Origin of the sequence: Bacteroides caecigallinarum (assembly GCF_016901995.1) — a bacterium.
Lineage (GTDB): Bacteria > Bacteroidota > Bacteroidia > Bacteroidales > Bacteroidaceae > Phocaeicola > Phocaeicola cellulolyticus.
On sequence record NZ_JACJLE010000022.1, the window covers coordinates 15,294 to 32,926 of the forward strand.

Below are 17,633 nucleotides of genomic sequence, written 5' to 3' on the forward strand. Positions count from 1 at the left end.
AAATCCAGCACAAAGATAGATATAGGTTAAAAACAGAGATATGAATACGTACAACGACAGCAAATGGTATTACAATATTAACTGCTATGAAACAATTCTGCAACATCAGTTGCATTACAAATACTAAAATCCGGGAGAACAATCAGAAGAGGAAAAATGTTTTCATTTGCATCATTTCACACGTGCAGAATGACGGGGAAGCAGATATAGGAGTAAAGAAGGTATAACTGTAAAGGAAGTATGGTAAAATTAAAGGAGATAAAGTACCTGTTCCGGTGAACATTTACTTTACCCCCTTTAACTCCAAATGAAGCAATAACTTCTGATTTGATTATTTCTTTTTCAGTTCCTCGGCAGGAACCACACGATAGAGTTTGTCGCTGGGACGGATTCTGTCGGGTACCTTGAACGATACATGGACACCTTTCTTCACCACATCCACCGGTTTGAGGTTTACACGTGCCTCTTCCAGGTTTACATACATTGCCCCGGTAGTAGGACCGGTGATGAGCAGCTTGTCGCCGACCTTGATTTCTGTAGCCTCGATGAGGAATTCGGCAACACCGATATTTGAGAAATATTTTATGCCGCGTCCAGCATATACCTTCCTTTCCGTGGCCTCGGAACCGTAGTTCTTGCTCCACTCGCCAAGACGCTGTCCGAGATAGTAGCCGTTCCAGAAACCGCGGTTGAACACTGTCTTAAGGCGCGTGTCCCAGTCTGCCTTCTTCTCTTCTGTAAACGTGCCGTCCAGATACGAGCGGATAGCTTCCTTATAACATTCCACTACTGTACGAACATACTCCGGTCCGCGTGCGCGTCCTTCTATCTTGAACACGCGTACTCCGGCCTCTATCATCTCGTCCATGAAATGTATGGTCTTCAGGTCTTTAGGCGACATGATATACTGATTGTCAACTTCCAGTTCTATATCACTTTCCTTATCCTTTACTATGTATGAACGGCGGCACACCTGCATGCATGCACCACGATTGGCAGAAGCATTCAGTTCGTTAAGGCTAAGATAGCATTTGCCGGATACGGCCATACACAAGGCTCCGTGGCAGAACATTTCTATTCTCACTTTCTCACCCATCGGACCTGTTATGTTCTCTTCCTGAATAGCATCGTATATCTTACGTACCTGCTTCAGGTTAAGCTCGCGTGCCAGAACTACTACATCGGCAAAGCGTGAATAGAACTTCAGTGCCTCGGCATTACTGATATTGAGCTGAGTAGAGAGATGAACTTCCTGACCTACCTGATTACAGTATGCCATAACAGATACATCGGCAGCAATCACTGCGCTGATACCGGCTTCCTTTGCTGCATCCACAATCTTGCGCATCAGTTCTATGTCCTCGTCATAAATTATAGTGTTTATGGTGAGGTAGCTTTTTACTCCATGCTCGTCGCAGAGGGCTGCAATCTCACGCAAATCGTCAATAGTGAACGTGCTTGCCGAACGGGCACGCATGTTAAGGCTTTCAATACCGAAATAGATGGAATCCGCTCCGGCATTAATGGCTGCCGCCAATGACTCGCGCGAGCCTACAGGCGCCATTATCTCGAAATCTTTAATTGAATAATTCATTTATTTATACTTCATTGAGTTACGGCTACAAAGGTACGAAAAATATTCCATTACTTTAATGCCGCACACTGCGTAACTCTATATTCTTTCATCTACTTGTATTTTAATATTATATTTGCAAAAAGAATTTGAAAAGCACAAATATTATGAGAAAACCGAAACTTCTTTTATCATTTCTGATGGTAATAGCATTAATTTGCCTGCCTTCTTCTGTAATGGCCAGGAAAGACTCCAAATGTCTGAAACCACGAATTGTGGTACTGACCGACATTGCTCCGGTAAATATAGAACCGGATGATATGGAATCTGCCATAAGACTCCTTTCACATGCCGATCTTTTCGAGATTGAAGCAATAATAACCACAAGCGGATGGAACAGCAGTGGTAAAAAGTACCCACAAGGATGGATGGACAGCCTAAAAACAGTAATAAACGCATACGAAAAGGATGTTCCAAACCTGATGAAACGCTCTCAGCAAAAGGAATTTATCAGCATCGAAGAAGAATCGAAAAAACAATCAATAGGCTACTGGCCTAGTCCGGAATATCTGAGAAGCCGCATTATGATGGGAAGTCTGGATTTCGGATACAAATCATTGGGTAAAGATAATAATTCGGCAGGAAGTGATTTCATAATCAAACTGGCAGACGAGAAAGACGACCGTCCGCTGTTTATAGGACTATGGGGTGGCGGAAACACAATAGCACAGGCCATATGGAGAATAAAACAGGAAAGAAGCGAGGCTGAACTGGAAAAATTCCTGAAGAAAATCTATATATATGCCATAACAGACCAGGATGTAGCATGGGGCGACAGAGGGAAATATACACTGAGTTCGCACTACTGGCTTAGAAAAGAATTCGGCGACAAAATCAATTTCATATGGGATGAAAGCGCATGGCTGTCGCAATGTGGTCTGGGATCAAGTAATTGGAATGAATACGCAAAGCACATTCAGGGACATGGAAATCTGGGCAAGATATACCCGAAGAACAAATATGGAGTGGAAGGTGATACACCATCTTTCCTGCATGTCCTACCCAATGGATTGAACAATCCTACAGTTCCTAATCAGACAGGATGGGGAGGATATTTCGTATGGGACAAAACCCTGGACAACGAGACTTATTGCTACACCAACACTTCGAAAGAGGCTAAAGCCATCTCACAGAAATATGAAAAATATTTCTACAATGCATCTTTTGCAAACTTTGCAGCCAGGATGGACTGGGCAAAATACGGAAAAGGCAACAGAAATCCGATAGTTATCGTAAACGGGAAGAAAGGTCTTGAAGCTATACCGGTAAATACAAAAGCCGGAAGTACGATAAAACTAAATGCATCGAAAACATATGATCCTGACGGCGACCAGTTGACATACAAATGGTGGTATATGCCTGAAGCAGGCAACTACAATGGAAAGATTGAAATAAGAAATGCCGATAAATCGATTTCAGAAGTCAGCGTACCTACTGATGCAAAAAGTAAAACAATACATATCATCTGCGAGGTGACCGACAATGGCGAACATAACCTAAAGGGTTACAGACGAATAATAATAAACGTGAAATAAGGAATTGCAATTTTTCCTGATGCCGACTATTGTCAGCAGTGCTACCGACAGTTGTCAGCAGCATTGCCGACTGTAGTCGGCAGCTCTGCTGACTACAGTCGGCAATGAAAAATCTATAAAATCAATCAATAGGCAAAAGTCTCTTCTATATGATCAAGAATAGAGTTCAACTCATCTAATGTCTCTGCCCTGAGCATAGCAATACGCGTTTCCTTGAAATTAGGAATTCCCTTGAACAAAGGTGACGCGGCAAGATGACGACGTACATGCAGAATACCGCGACGCTCGTCAAGCAGGTTTACACTGTCCTGCACCTCACGACGGAGAACATTCATCTTCCATCCGAAATCAAGCCCGGTCAGCTCCTCACCTGTCTGCAGATAGTGTTTCACTTCCTTGAACACCCATGGACGACCGAAGCTGGCACGACCTATCATAATGGCATCCACACCATATTTGTCGAAACATTCCTTTGCGCGCTGCGGAGTTGTGACATCACCATTACCTATTATCGGAATATGCATGCGCGGATTGTTCTTCACCTCGCCTATCAGAGTCCAGTCGGCCTCGCCGGTGTACATCTGGGCGCGTGTACGTCCGTGTATTGTCAAGGCTTCTATACCGCAGTCCTGCAATTGCTCTGCAAGCTCCACTATTATCTTATGCTCTGAGTCCCATCCCAAACGGGTTTTCACCGTAACAGGTATCTTAACAGCATCTACCACAGCCTTAGTTATCTCAAGCATCTTAGGAACATTCTGCAGCATACCCGAACCTGCCCCCTTTCCGGCTACACGCTTGACGGGGCATCCGAAGTTCAAATCCAGGATATCAGGATTGGCCTGCTCCACTATTTTTGCAGCCTCAACCATGGTTTCAGTGTCCTTACCATAAATCTGAATGGCTACTGGACGTTCCTTTTCGCTAATGTTAAGTTTCAGCATGGTTTTGCCCACCGAACGTATCAGGGCATCGCTCGACACAAACTCGGTATATACCATATCGGCCCCAAACTCCTTACAGAGAAGTCGGAATGCCGGGTCGGTAACATCTTCCATCGGGGCAAGAAGTACGGGCTGTTCTCCTAAATCTATATTTCTAATCTTCATAAAAAAGTTTTATTAATCATTTGAAAGTGGGTGTAATAAACCATCTGTCGTACATCGTTACAGCAATGCGATAAACGAAAAACGCAGATATGAATCCTACAATAGAGTCTATCAGATAATGAGCCTGAATATATACGGTTGCCAAACATAACAGTATATAAAACGGCAACAGAAAATATGTCAGCTTCCTGCTTACCTTGGACGACATTATCATTACTATAGTGGATATGGCAACATGCGAGCTCGGGAATGCCGCCGTAGGTCTCTCGCCTACCTCCTGTGATGCCTCTACCAGATTATAGAAAAAACCGTGCTCATAACCGGGAGCCGGAAACAGCAGGACATTATAATTAAAATAGTCGCCAAGCGGCAGAAACTCACAGGCATTCACTCTGTCCATTCCTATTGCCGGGAAATAGAACTGTGGACCTGCCACAGGTACAAGCAGATAGAACAGATAATATATGAAAAACGAAGTTACTAGCACGAAACATACTTTCTCGAACTTCATATAGTGATTTATAAAATAATATACCACCAATATCAGCATCATTGGATAATAGAAAAAATATCCCATATTAAGCGGTTCGCTGAACCATATCGAAGGGAAATGTTTACTGAACTCAACTGACGGCTGACACTCGAACAATGACTGCTCCATAGCTGCGAATATATGGTCCAGATTGTCGAACACACGGTTGAATTCGTACGTGTCAGGATACCAGTATGCCAACAGCGACATCTGTACCACCATACGTACAAAAGCCGTAAGCCTGCACGGGTATGCTCTATAAAGATACATCAGGGCAAACGTGAGAGCCACTATCCCCAGACGTTCCAGAAGCATAATGCCGGGATGGTCCATGCGAGAATACAAAATCAATATGAGGATTGAGGTCAGGGCATTGTAAATAAGGCTTATACTCTCTACGGCAAAAAGTCCCTTACCACTCTCCACCCTCTCCAACAATTTTAAGTTTATATCCATCCTTCTTTTTTATACCAGCTAATTATTTCCTTTACACCACGCTCCAGTTTATATTCGGGTTTATATCCCAATTCTTTTATGAGCGGGCTAATATCACACCTCCAGTTGCGCTGCTTCATTATATTATATTTGTCTCTATTCAGAGTACTCGGCTTGTGAGTGAAATGTGAAAAGAACTCAGCCACATACGAAATAGCTTTGAGCAGGAATAACGGACATACAAATCTTATCATCCACGGATTTCCCAGTTCCTTACGTATAAGGTCGGAAAATGTACGGCTGTTATACACCTCGCCGTCGCTTACAAAATACGAGCGGTATTTTACGTCCTTCTTTATTGCCAGATAAACGGCCTGAACCAAATCCTTTACATATATGAAAGTAATATCCTGTCTCTTATATCCTGCAACGAAATCAACATGATTGCATATCGACTTTATCATCAGGAAGTAATCCCTCTCGCGCGGGCCATATACTCCCGTAGGACGGAATATTACGTATGGAAAATCCTTCAGGCCATGAAGATACTCCTCTGTCTTGAGCTTACTAACACCGTAGGCAGTGTTCGGAACAGGCTTATCCGTCTCGCATATAGACGAATAGTCTTTCTCGCGTATAGGTCCGAAAATACTGAGTGAACTTATAAAAATAAAATTCTTAGGAGTCATGTCAAGCTTAACAAGTGTCTCGATGAAATGACGTGTAGCCCAATAGTTACCTATCTCAAAATCTGCCTTGTCCAAACATTTGGTAACGCCGGCACAATGAATGATATAGTCCCATCCACCGTGTTCCTCTTTATGCTTGAGCAACTGCGACGCCAGTTTGTCAGAATCTGTAAAATCCAGTTCAGCAAAACGGATCCGTTCATCCTGTAAATACTTTCTGCTACTGCTTTTGCGCACTCCGGCCCAAACCTGCATTCCTTCGGCAAGGCCACCCTCAACCAGAAAACTGCCAATAAATCCGCTGGCTCCTGTTACTAATATTTTGTTATTCATAACTTTCCGTATTATAAAGGCACAAAGATAGTGCAAACCGAGTGAAGCACAAAGTTTTCAGGCTTTTGTTTCCGAGGTGCAGGCTATCTCATCTAAAGATAATGTTTCCTATCTATAACAAAACAATCGAACTTTACTATTGTTTACATCAAAAGTAATAAATTGCATCTTTTAGTTTTTGTAAGTATATTTGCGTATATAATATTCTGCCGACTATGGATAACGACATCAAAGCATACGATACATACCGCAGCATGACTTTCGGAGAAAAAGGACTGCCCGAAAATGTACGTCACGAACTGAACATCGACAGTCTGTGCGAAAAGATAGACTTTACATCTTCATGTATAGGCAGACAATATTTATATCACATAGTATGCAAAGATGAAGTTTCTCAAGTCAGGGACAACGAATATCTGATAAAGGAACTACATGATAACATTTCATTAAGGAAGCGGCTTGTAGGAGTACTAGGGAAACTGAATAAACCTGATGCTTACACAATAACAGAGTTACTACACGGAGAGCATACAGAATACTCACAAAGCTACATCCACGCAATCAACATCTGCCGGTGGCTGCCGTCGGTTTTCCTGCTATGCACCTTTATAAGCAACATTCCGGGACAGTTTCTTATACTGTTTCTCGCATCATATATCGCAAACTGCTATCTGCATCTGAAACAAAAAAGTCAGCTTTCATTATACTATTTCTCCATACCACAGCTGTACAGACTTTTACAAACAGCAAAAGAGGTTGCAGAAATCAGCATATTCGCCGATACGGACAGAAATATCCACCAGTATATCAACAATCTAAAAGAGCTGGTCAAGAAACTGCGCTTATTCCGTATAAGTATTAATCTGGACAGTAACGCAGCAATGCCTTTATTTATGTTTACAGAATTGCTGGATATATTCTTTCTTCATACCACAATAAATGTTATAAACTCATTCCGTCTTATTGATAGCAAACGTAAAGATATCGACAGCGTTTTCCGTTTCATCGGATTTCTGGATGTAATTTGTTCATTGTCTTTCCTTCGCGAAGAGCTTCCATATTATTGCTATCCCACAAAACCTGTAAATGATGAAAAGCTGTCGGCTAAATCAGTTTATCATCCGCTGATAGACAACTGTATTCCAAACGACATATCAATATCCACGAAATCAGTACTCATTACAGGCTCCAATATGTCGGGAAAGACCAGTTTCATACGTACCATTGCAATAAATACAATAACCGGCAAAGCACTTAACACCTGCTTTGCGAATGAATTCAGAATTGATACCGGCAGGCATGTCCTCTCAGTAATAGATACAGAAGATGACTTAGAGAAAGGGAAAAGTTATTTCCTCACGGAAACTGAGAATGTGAAAAAGGTATTCGACAGTGCTATATCGGGCAATCATCTTCTGGTGTTCGACGAACTGTTTAAAGGAACAAATACTGCAGAACGAATTTCCATCAATGCAGCTGTACTGAAGGAACTGGCTGGACATAACAACATAATACTGGCATCGACACACGACAACGAACTTACATCACTCCTTGAAAATGAGTACGAGCTTTATCATTTCTGCGAGGACATTAAGAATGAAACACTGGCTTTCGATTACAAAATCAAGAAAGGCACAGCCAATGAGGGTAATGCCATAAAAATATTAAAGCTATACGGCTATCCTGATTATATAACAGAAGAGGCAGAAAGAATAAGAAAAAACAGATAAAAATACATCACTCGATTTCCCTTAAAGGTTAATACTAAGAATAATAAGCAATACTTTAAAATAAATTTATATTTTTGCGATATAATTACCTGTCAAAAAAACATTTAATACTACCTTGTTATGAAGAAGTTATCTATTGCCTTTGCATCAGTGCTGGCTTGTTTTCTGGCATCGTGCAGTAACGAAACCACTACCGTATTGGAACAGGACTATACAGCCTATGTAGATCCTAAAATAGGAACAGGAGGTCATGGACATGTGTTCTATGGTGCTAACGTTCCATATGGTTTTGTACAATTGGGCCCCACCAGTATTCCTCAAAGTTGGGATTGGGTTTCGGGATATCATGTATCAGACTCTACAGTCATAGGGTTTCCTCATACACACCTTAGCGGTACAGGTATAGGCGACTTGCACGACATCAATGTAATGCCTGTCACAGGTGAAGTCACTTATGCACGTGGAGACAACTCTTCATACGAAACCGGTCTATGGTCATACTCTGACAGATCAAAAGAAACAGTAGTGCCGGGATATTACAGGACTCATTTGTCAAGATACAATGTAGATGTAGAACTTACAGCAACCAAACGAGTAGGTTTTCACAAATATACATATCTTTCAGACGAAAAGCCTTCAATTGTATTCGATATGGTAAATGGCGGATGTTGGGATAAACCAACCGAAGCACTTGTAAGAATAGTAAACGACAGTACTATCAACGGATACAGATATTCAAAAGGATGGGCTAACAACCAGAAAGTATTCTTCCATGCAGAGTTCTCAAGAAAATTTGACGGTGTAGAATTCATTGTAGATGGTAAAACCTTAAATGATGCCAAAGAAGGTAAGGGAGAAAAAATGTTTGCGAGAGTAAATTTTGCCCAAAATGATTCGAAGCCTATATATATGAAAGTTGCCCTATCTCCTGTATCAGAAGACGGTGCCAAACTGAATATGCAGACAGAGTTAAGCGGTTGGGATTTCAATAAAGTCATAGCCGACGCAAAAGACGCATGGAACGAGGAACTTGGTAAAGTAAAAATCAACAAATGTTCTGATGATAATGCCAAAAAGATTTTCTATACCGCATTGTATCACTCTATGTTTGCTCCATCCGAATTCTGTGATGTAAACGGTGACTATTACGGAGCCGACAATAAAATGCACAAGGGAGAAGGATTTAAGAACTATACAACATTCTCACTTTGGGACACATACAGAGCTGCACAGCCACTTATGACCATTCTTCATCCTGAAAAGATGAGTGATATTATAAACACAATGATTACCATTTATAAGCAACAAGGAAAGCTTCCGGTATGGCATCTCATGGGTTGTGAAACAGACTGTATGGTAGGTAACTCTGGTGTTCCTGTAGTTGCAGATGCCATTCTTAAAGGCATAGAAGGATTTGACTATGAATTAGCTTACGAAGCTCTAAAAGAATCATCCATGCTAGGAGAAAGAGGAATGCAACACAGAATTGAATATGGCTTTATCCCGTCAGACAAAATGTTGGAGTCTATCGCATACGATATGGAATACGCATTAGCCGACTGGGCTGTAGCACAAGCGGCTCTTAAACTAGGTAAACAGGAAGATTATGAGTATTTCCTGAAAAGGAGTAAATCATACAAGAACTATTTCGACCCTTCAACAGGTTTTATGAGAGGTAAAATGCTGGATGGTACATGGCGTACTCCGTTCAGCCCATATAGTTCATCACATAGAGATGATGATTACTGTGAAGGCAATGCATGGCAATATACATGGCTGGTACCACACGATATAGAAGGACTTACAGAATGTTTCGGTGGCAAAGATAAACTCATAGGAAAGCTTGATTCCTTGTTTATAGCAAACGGTGATATGGGAGATGCTTCTTCACCAGATATAAGTGGCCTTATAGGTCAGTATGCCCACGGAAACGAGCCAAGTCATCATATAACATACTTATACACACTCTTAGGACAACCATGGAAGACTGCAGACCGTATCAAAGAGGTTCTAAACACAATGTACAGCACAAATCCTGACGGACTTTCAGGAAATGAAGATGTGGGACAAATGTCTGCATGGTATATACTTTCATCACTTGGTTTTTATCAGGTAGAACCTGCAGGTGGTAAATTTGTATTTGGCTACCCTCTTTTCGAGAATGTTGAACTGAAAGTAAAAAATGGAACATTCACTATCGAAAAAGAGAACTCAGGTAAAGACAACAACTACATCCAGAGTATAATTCTGAATGGTAAAGAATATAACAAGCCATGGATAGAATATAACGACATCATAAAAGGTGGAAGCCTTAAATTCATAATGGGTGACAATCAAAAGGCTTGGTACTAAAAATCATCTGTTGTTTTAAGCAGTAACACAACAGTCTGTAATAAATAATGGTCTGCCTGTATTAATTCTGACTTTTACATATAATTGTATGAATATGTAGAAACAGAATTATTACAGGCAGATTTCTTTCAGGATGAAAATGCTGGAAAATGTGGCACTTTTACTTGTTTGCAGGAAAATAAATAAGACTATTATATCTTTATTCCATTTATTTTGCTTACTTTGTAGAAACTAACAAAGAAAGGAATAGCTATGGCTAAAAATAAAAAAGAAAAAAAAGGCGGAAAAAGAATGAAGAAAAAAGAGATGTCGGAACTCATCATAAACTATTTCCGCAACAAACCGACTGAGGCTATAAGTCTTAAGCAATTATTCCTGGGACTGAAACTAACAACACATCCTACCAAAATGCTATGTACCGACATAGTAAAGGATATGGCAGAAGACAATTTCCTGATTGAAGCCGAAAAGGGAAGATGGAAACTTAATGACAGAGGTCAGATAATGACAGGAACCTTCATCAGAAAGAGCAACGGCAAAAACTCGTTTATACCTGACGATGGAGGAGAACCGATCTTTATTGCAGAAAGGAACTCAGCTCATGCCATGAACAATGACAAGGTGAAGATTTCTCTCTGTGCAAAATGCAAAAAACAGAAGATAGAAGGACAAGTGATAGAAATACTTGACAGAGCAAAAGCGACTTTCGTAGGTACACTGAAAGTATCGAAAAACTATGCTTTCCTCATTACAGAAACAAGCACACTTGCCAACGATATCTTTATACCTAAAGAAAAGCTTAAAGGAGCAAAGAATGGCGATAAGGCTGTAGTGAAAATTACAGAATGGCCGGACGAAGCAAAAAATCCTTTCGGTGAGGTTATAGACGTGCTTGGACAGGCCGGCGAAAACAACACTGAAATGCACGCCATACTGGCTGAATACGGATTGCCATATACTTATCCACAATCAGTAGAGGCCGCAGCAGAAAAATTATCTGCAGAAATTACAAAAGAGGATTATGCAGAACGTGAGGATTTCCGCAATATAACCACATTCACCATCGACCCTAAGGATGCGAAAGACTTTGACGACGCACTCTCAATCAGACAACTGAAACCTGGACTTTGGGAGGTTGGTGTACATATCGCCGACGTTTCACATTATGTCAAAGAGGGCGGTATCATAGACAAGGAAGCATTGAAACGTGCCACATCCGTATATCTTGTGGACCGTACGATACCTATGTTGCCAGAACGCCTTTGCAACTTCATCTGCTCACTGCGTCCTAACGAAGAGAAACTGGCTTATTCTGTAATATTTGATATGAACGAAAAAGCAGAGGTCAAGGACTATCGTATCAGACATACAGTAATAAAGTCCGACAGACGTTTCACATACGAAGAGGCTCAGAATATAATAGAAACCGGTCAAGGAGATTTCAAGGAAGAAGTTCTTGAACTGAACAAACTGGCTCAGATTCTTCGTGAAAAACGTCTTGCCGCAGGAGCTATCGACTTCGACCGTTGCGAGGTGAGATTCGAAATTGACGAGAAAGGAAAACCTCTGAGCGTTTATTTCAAGCAGTCTAAGGAAGCAAACAAACTGATAGAGGAATTCATGCTTCTGGCAAACCGTACCGTAGCGGAACATATAGGAAAAGTGCCAAAGAACAAAAAGGCAAAGGTATTCCCATATCGTATCCACGACCTGCCGGACCCAGACAAGTTGGATAACCTTAACCAGTTTATCGCACGCTTCGGTTATAAAATCCGTACCAGCGGAACAAAAACAGAAGTATCAAAGTCTATCAACCGCTTGTTGAAAGATGTAAACGGAAAGGGAGAACAGAACTTAGTGGAAACAGTGTCATTGCGTTCTATGCAGAAGGCAAGATATTCAATCCACAACATCGGTCACTATGGTCTTGCATTCGATTACTACACTCATTTCACTTCGCCTATACGCCGTTACCCTGACCTTATGGTTCACCGTCTGCTGACACGCTATCTGGACGGAGGACGAAGTGCACAGGCCGACAAGTATGAAAGCATGTGCGAACACAGCTCTGCAATGGAACAGACCGCTGCAAGTGCTGAACGCGCATCAATCAAATACAAGCAGGTAGAATTCATGAGCGATCATATAGGAACTGTTTATGAAGGAGTAATCTCCGGAGTGACCGAATGGGGAATATATGTAGAAATTAACGAGAACAAATGTGAAGGTATGGTAGCAATGCGTGACCTGGGCAATGACTATTACGAGTTCGACGAAAAGAACTATTGCCTTATCGGCAGACGTTATCATCAGAAATTCAGCCTTGGTGATGCAATAAAGATAAAAGTGGCACGCGCCAACCTGGAAAAGAAACAGCTTGATTTCGTACTGGCGGAATAAGATTATTATATAAAACAAGAAAGTCAGAGAATTTCTCTGACTTTCTTGTTTTATAGTAAATACTCGCAAAGTTTCTGTACAGCTCTTGCGCGATGGCTTATCTTATTCTTTTCATCATTACCCATCTCGGCAAAGGTTTCTGAATATCCGTCCGGCATAAATACAGGATCATAACCGAAACCCGCTCCACCTTTTCTTTCACGTATTATGCTGCCGTTTACTATTCCTTCGAAGAAGTGTTCCTTACCACCTTCTATCAGGCAAATAACAGTACGGAAACGTGCCTTGCGGTTATCTTTATCCTGCATTTCAGAAAGTAGTTTCTTCATGTTGGCTTCAGAGTCATGCCCTTCTCCACCGGCATATCTGGCAGAATAAATTCCGGGCGCACCATTCAAAGCCTCGACTTCAAGACCTGTATCATCGGCAAAACAGTCTAAACCATAATTATCATATATATACTGTGCCTTCAATGCAGCATTACCCTGCAAAGTATCAGCCGTTTCAGGAATGTCGGCATGACAGTCTATATCATTAAGACTCAAGATCTCTACCTTATCGCCTAATATAGCACGGATTTCCTCCAGCTTATGTGCGTTATTTGTTGCAAAAACAAGTTTCTTCATAATTTACTTAACTTTCAATGGGTCAAAACCTTCGCCGTAAACTCCCACTACATTACTTTGGGAAATAAATGCATTAGGATCAATATCCTTCACCAGACGGAAAATGTCAAGTGACTGACTTTTCTTTGCAAGAACCACAACCACCTTTATGTCCTGCTTGCTATACCATCCTTTTCCGTCAAGGAGAGTTACTCCACGATTAATCTGAGTGGAAATACCCTGAGCTATCTCATCATGCTTGCGCGAGAATATAAGGAACTGTACAGATTGACGAGTACTATTAATTACATAATCTATCACTATACTCATGACAAACAACACGCAAAAGCCAAACAATACACGTCGCCAATCATGGAAAATAAAATAACAGGAGGATATAATGATTATATCACAATACATCATCATACGTCCAAGAGTAACATCCTTATACTTGTTGATAATCCATGCAATGATATCAGTCCCACCGGTACTACCATTATGACAGAACACAAGACCAATACCAAAGCCTAAAAGTCCGGCTCCTATAACGCATGCCATGAAATCCTGTCCTGGTCCAAGCAACATTGGTAATTTTCCACTATCGTCCTTAAATAACATTTGGAAGAACCATAGCAGGAACGTCAGCATGATTATGGCATATATGGTCTTGATACTGAACTTAGGTCCGAGTATTTTCAATGCAAAACCTAAAAATACGGCATTAATTATGAAATATGAAACCTGAATTTCAACACCTGTCGCATAATAGATTATAGCTGCTATACCTGTCACTCCACCTGTAGTAATCTGATAAGGCAAAAGAAACGCTGCCCAACCAATAGAGTAACATATCAAACCTAAAGTTATGGCCAGGTAGTCTTTCGTCTCCCGGCCAAATTTTCTTTTTAACAATGCTTCCATAAATATGGTTTACAGAACAATATTTACAATCTTCTTAGGTACGATAATCACCTTCTTAGGAGTCTTGCCATCAATCCATTTCTGTGCCTGTTCGTCAGCTAGAACTGCAGACTGGATTGTTTCATTGTCTGCATCTGCAGCAAATTCCATAGTGAAACGCGCCTTACCGTTGAAAGAAATTGTATATTTCACTGTATCTTCTTTCAGATAGTCTTCGTTGAATGCAGGCCACTGAGCATCACAAACAGATGTCGTATTTCCTAAAGCAGCCCAAAGTTCTTCCGCCAAGTGAGGAGCAAACGGAGCTATAATAACAACCAGATTGCTTAATACAGCTTTGTTGCGACATTTCAATGAAGTGAGTTCGTTTACACAAATCATGAATGCACTGATTGAAGTGTTGTAAGAGAATGTCTCAATGTCTCCAGTCACTTTCTTTATCAGTTTGTGTACTGCCTTTAGTTCTTCTTTTGTAGCTTCACCGTCCTGAGGAAGGAATTCGTCATTACGGCTGTAGAACAGGCTCCACAATTTCTTCAAGAAACGATGAACACCATCAATACCGTTAGTATCCCATGGCTTAGACTGTTCGATAGGGCCAAGGAACATTTCATACATACGCAATGTATCTGCTCCGTAACGTTCAACAATCATATCAGGGTTTACTACGTTGTACATAGACTTACTCATCTTCTCAACTGCCCATCCGCACACATACTTGCCGTCTTCAAGGATGAATTCAGCATTATTGTATTCCGGACGCCAGTTCTTGAATGCCTCAACATCGAGGATATCGTTTGATACGATATTTACGTCAACATGAAGAGGAGTAACGTCATACTGGTCTTTCAGTCCGAGAGAAACGAATGTGTTTGTATCCTTGATACGATATACAAAGTTGCTTCGTCCCTGAATCATACCCTGGTTTACAAGCTTCTGGAATGGTTCTTCCTTAACGCTTACACCGAGATCGAACAGGAACTTGTTCCAGAAACGTGAATATATCAAGTGACCTGTAGCATGTTCAGTACCACCTACATAGAGATCAACATTCTGCCAATATCTGTCTGCCTTTTCAGATACGAGTGCCTTGTCATTGTGTGGGTCCATATAACGCAGATAATATGCGCTTGAACCGGCAAAACCAGGCATTGTATTAAGTTCAAGAGGGAATACGTTTACATTATCTATCTTAGAGTTTTCAACTACCTCGCCGGCATTTACATCCCAAGCCCATTTTGTGGCATGTCCCAATGGAGGTTCGCCAGACTCAGTAGGAAGGAACTTGGCTACTTCAGGCAACTGCAAAGGCAATTTGCTTTCGTCTATCATATATGGCATACCGTCCTTGTAGTAAACAGGGAATGGCTCACCCCAATAACGCTGACGTGAGAAGATTGCGTCACGCAGACGGAAGTTAACTTTTACACGTCCAAGGTTATGTTCCTTTACATATTTCTTTGTAGTAGCTATAGCTTCCTTGATAGTAAGACCGTTTAGGATCAAATCGCAATAAGGAGTTACGCCTGCCTTTGGAGAGTTGCAGACAATACCTTCCTTGGCATCAAAGCTTTCTTCACTGACATCACATCCTTCAACCAGCGGAACGATAGGCAAGTTGAAATGTTTTGCAAAAGCATAGTCACGACTGTCGTGAGCCGGAACTGCCATAATAGCACCTGTACCATAACCTGCAAGTACGTAATCGCTGATCCAGATAGGTACGGCCTCGCCTGTGAACGGATTTACAGCATACGAACCACTAAACACACCTGTCACGCGGCGGTCTGATATACGTTCGCGTTCAGTACGTTTCTTTGTACGGTCAAGGTAAGCCTCAACTTCTGCTTTCTGAGCCTCAGTAGTAAGTTGTGCCACCAATTCGCTTTCAGGAGCAAGAACCATGAAAGTAACACCGAACATTGTATCCGCACGTGTTGTAAAGATTGTGAATTCCATGTCACTGTCTTTAACTTTGAAACGAACTTCAGCACCTTCAGAACGGCCTATCCAGTTACGCTGTGTTTCTTTCAAAGAGTCTGTCCAGTCAACAGTTTCAAGTCCATCGAGCAATCTCTGGGCATAAGCAGAAACTCTCAAGCACCACTGGCGCATCTTCTTCTGCACTACCGGATGTCCTCCACGTTCAGAAACGCCATCTACAACTTCATCGTTGGCCAATACAGTACCCAATGCAGGACACCAGTTCACCATAGTCTCGCCAAGATATGCTATACGGTAGTTCATCAGAATTTCCTGCTGTTCCTTTTCTGATTTTGCGTTCCATTCTTCGGCAGTGAAACTCAATTCTTCGCTGCATGCGGCATCAAGTCCTTCAGTACCTTTTGTTTCGAAAGCCTTAACCAGATTTTCAATAGGCTGAGCCTTACCACATGAATTGCAATAATAGCTGTTGAACATCTTCTGGAAAGCCCACTGTGTCCAGTGATAATAATCAGGTTCGCAAGTACGGACTTCGCGATCCCAGTCAAAGCAGAAACCGATTTTGTCAAGCTGTTCACGATAGCGTGCGATATTGGCAGCTGTAGTTACAGCCGGATGCTGTCCTGTCTGAATTGCATACTGTTCTGCAGGCAATCCGTAAGCATCGTAACCCATCGGGTTAAGAACGTTGAAACCCTGAAGTCGCTTGTAGCGGGCATATATATCGCTGGCGATATATCCCAGCGGGTGACCTACGTGAAGTCCTGCTCCCGATGGATAAGGGAACATGTTCAACACATAAAACTTCTTTTTTGATTCATCTTCCGAAACTTTGTAGGTCTTGTTTTCCACCCACTTCTGTTGCCATTTTTTTTCTATCTCCCTGAAATTATATTCCATAGCGATGTACTTTATATATTTGATTTTACGTTATTTATCCAATTTGTTTGCAAAGATACAATAAAAAATATAAAGATACCCCAAAAGACAATAGAATGAAAGCTGTGGAAGCCAAGGCTGGTTTCAATATTATCATTGTAAGCATTGTCCTTGGAGTTCCAACGGGCATAGCTCAAAGAAACCTCATCACCCGTATATTCGATATCCAGCTTGAAGTAAGGAACCCATGCTTCTTTTACACTGTCCCATTTGGAAGCTTCTTTGCTGATTACACGATTCTCATTGTCATAGCCATAAGTATAACGCAGGTGACGGAATAAATAACCATCCTCATTACGGAAGATTGTCCGGGCTGTTACCAGTTCGCCGCTCATTTCCTCGTTCTTTACGTAATCCGTAGGATTCATTGCATTCGCAGAGAAGTTTAATACGCTTGCCATTACTACCGCTACCATTACCACTGCCTTAAGAATTACATTTGTCTTCATAATCGTTATGTTTTTATTGTTATTATT

Annotated in this window: 12 protein-coding genes; 4 read left to right on the plus strand and 8 right to left on the minus strand. The window is 41.4% G+C overall.

The features are described from left to right. Positions 1–331: 331 nt before the first annotated feature. Positions 332–1,594: a peptidase U32 family protein gene (locus tag H6A61_RS07385; protein WP_204392496.1), complete on the minus strand. Its 1,263-nt coding sequence runs from the start codon at positions 1,592–1,594 to the stop codon at positions 332–334. Positions 1,595–1,740: 146 nt separating this feature from the next. On the opposite strand from H6A61_RS07385, the gene H6A61_RS07390 reads away from it, so the two are divergent. Continuing rightward, positions 1,741–3,168: a DUF1593 domain-containing protein gene (locus H6A61_RS07390; RefSeq protein ID WP_204392498.1), complete on the plus strand. Its 1,428-nt coding sequence runs from the start codon at positions 1,741–1,743 to the stop codon at positions 3,166–3,168. 125 nt (positions 3,169–3,293) lie between these two features. Here the strand turns inward: H6A61_RS07390 and dusB are convergent, their stop codons facing one another. Genes dusB through H6A61_RS07405 form a run of 3 tightly spaced genes read right to left on the minus strand, consistent with a single transcriptional unit; the run spans position 3,294 to position 6,266 of the window. Beyond that, positions 3,294–4,277 carry a tRNA dihydrouridine synthase DusB gene (gene dusB / locus H6A61_RS07395; protein WP_204392500.1) on the minus strand — a complete coding sequence of 328 codons (984 nt, stop codon included), beginning with the start codon at positions 4,275–4,277 and terminating at the stop codon, positions 3,294–3,296. A gap of 16 nt (positions 4,278–4,293) precedes the next feature. Then, positions 4,294–5,259, minus strand: a complete 966-nt coding sequence (locus H6A61_RS07400; protein ID WP_204392536.1) for a phosphatase PAP2 family protein — start codon at positions 5,257–5,259, stop codon at positions 4,294–4,296. Beyond that, the gene (locus tag H6A61_RS07405) at positions 5,256–6,266 is read right to left on the minus strand and encodes an NAD-dependent epimerase/dehydratase family protein (protein ID WP_204392502.1); all 1,011 of its coding nucleotides are present in this window, start codon (positions 6,264–6,266) and stop codon (positions 5,256–5,258) included. The genes H6A61_RS07400 and H6A61_RS07405 overlap by 4 nt, the downstream gene beginning before the upstream one ends. Positions 6,267–6,481: 215 nt before the next feature. On the opposite strand from H6A61_RS07405, the gene H6A61_RS07410 reads away from it, so the two are divergent. The 3 genes from H6A61_RS07410 (at position 6,482) to rnr (ending at position 12,748) form a co-directional block, all read left to right on the plus strand. After that, positions 6,482–7,996 carry a MutS-related protein gene (locus H6A61_RS07410; protein ID WP_204392504.1) on the plus strand — a complete coding sequence of 505 codons (1,515 nt, stop codon included), beginning with the start codon at positions 6,482–6,484 and terminating at the stop codon, positions 7,994–7,996. 120 nt (positions 7,997–8,116) lie between these two features. Beyond that, positions 8,117–10,348: a GH92 family glycosyl hydrolase gene (locus H6A61_RS07415; protein WP_204392506.1), complete on the plus strand. Its 2,232-nt coding sequence runs from the start codon at positions 8,117–8,119 to the stop codon at positions 10,346–10,348. A 252-nt stretch (positions 10,349–10,600) separates the two neighbouring features. Further along, entirely contained in the window at positions 10,601–12,748 is a 2,148-nt protein-coding gene (gene rnr / locus H6A61_RS07420) for a ribonuclease R (protein WP_204392508.1), read from the plus strand. Between the two features lie 50 nt (positions 12,749–12,798). Here rnr and H6A61_RS07425 read toward each other — a convergent pair whose 3' ends face one another. The 4 genes from H6A61_RS07425 to H6A61_RS07440 are packed head-to-tail and all read right to left on the minus strand — an operon-like array spanning position 12,799 to position 17,606. Next, positions 12,799–13,377 (minus strand): non-canonical purine NTP diphosphatase, encoded by a 579-nt coding sequence (locus tag H6A61_RS07425; RefSeq protein WP_204392537.1) that lies wholly within the window; start codon positions 13,375–13,377, stop codon positions 12,799–12,801. Beyond that, positions 13,378–14,274, minus strand: a complete 897-nt coding sequence (locus H6A61_RS07430; protein WP_154044248.1) for a YitT family protein — start codon at positions 14,272–14,274, stop codon at positions 13,378–13,380. Between the two features lie 9 nt (positions 14,275–14,283). Continuing rightward, positions 14,284–17,118, minus strand: a complete 2,835-nt coding sequence (gene leuS, locus H6A61_RS07435) for a leucine--tRNA ligase (RefSeq protein ID WP_204392510.1) — start codon at positions 17,116–17,118, stop codon at positions 14,284–14,286. 11 nt (positions 17,119–17,129) lie between these two features. Further along, positions 17,130–17,606 (minus strand): DUF3836 domain-containing protein, encoded by a 477-nt coding sequence (locus tag H6A61_RS07440; protein ID WP_235339492.1) that lies wholly within the window; start codon positions 17,604–17,606, stop codon positions 17,130–17,132. Positions 17,607–17,633: the final 27 nt, after the last annotated feature.

What these genes read in the sequence shown, in the direction of transcription:
- H6A61_RS07385 (WP_204392496.1), bottom strand. Translation starts at nt 1,594, where the DNA reads ATGAATTATTCAATTAAAGATTTCGAGATAATGGCGCCTGTAGGCTCG.
- H6A61_RS07390 (WP_204392498.1), top strand. Translation starts at nt 1,741, where the DNA reads ATGAGAAAACCGAAACTTCTTTTATCATTTCTGATGGTAATAGCATTA.
- dusB (WP_204392500.1), bottom strand. Translation starts at nt 4,277, where the DNA reads ATGAAGATTAGAAATATAGATTTAGGAGAACAGCCCGTACTTCTTGCC.
- H6A61_RS07405 (WP_204392502.1), bottom strand. Translation starts at nt 6,266, where the DNA reads ATGAATAACAAAATATTAGTAACAGGAGCCAGCGGATTTATTGGCAGT.
- H6A61_RS07410 (WP_204392504.1), top strand. Translation starts at nt 6,482, where the DNA reads ATGGATAACGACATCAAAGCATACGATACATACCGCAGCATGACTTTC.
- H6A61_RS07415 (WP_204392506.1), top strand. Translation starts at nt 8,117, where the DNA reads ATGAAGAAGTTATCTATTGCCTTTGCATCAGTGCTGGCTTGTTTTCTG.
- rnr (WP_204392508.1), top strand. Translation starts at nt 10,601, where the DNA reads ATGGCTAAAAATAAAAAAGAAAAAAAAGGCGGAAAAAGAATGAAGAAA.
- H6A61_RS07430 (WP_154044248.1), bottom strand. Translation starts at nt 14,274, where the DNA reads ATGGAAGCATTGTTAAAAAGAAAATTTGGCCGGGAGACGAAAGACTAC.
- leuS (WP_204392510.1), bottom strand. Translation starts at nt 17,118, where the DNA reads ATGGAATATAATTTCAGGGAGATAGAAAAAAAATGGCAACAGAAGTGG.
- H6A61_RS07440 (WP_235339492.1), bottom strand. Translation starts at nt 17,606, where the DNA reads ATGAAGACAAATGTAATTCTTAAGGCAGTGGTAATGGTAGCGGTAGTA.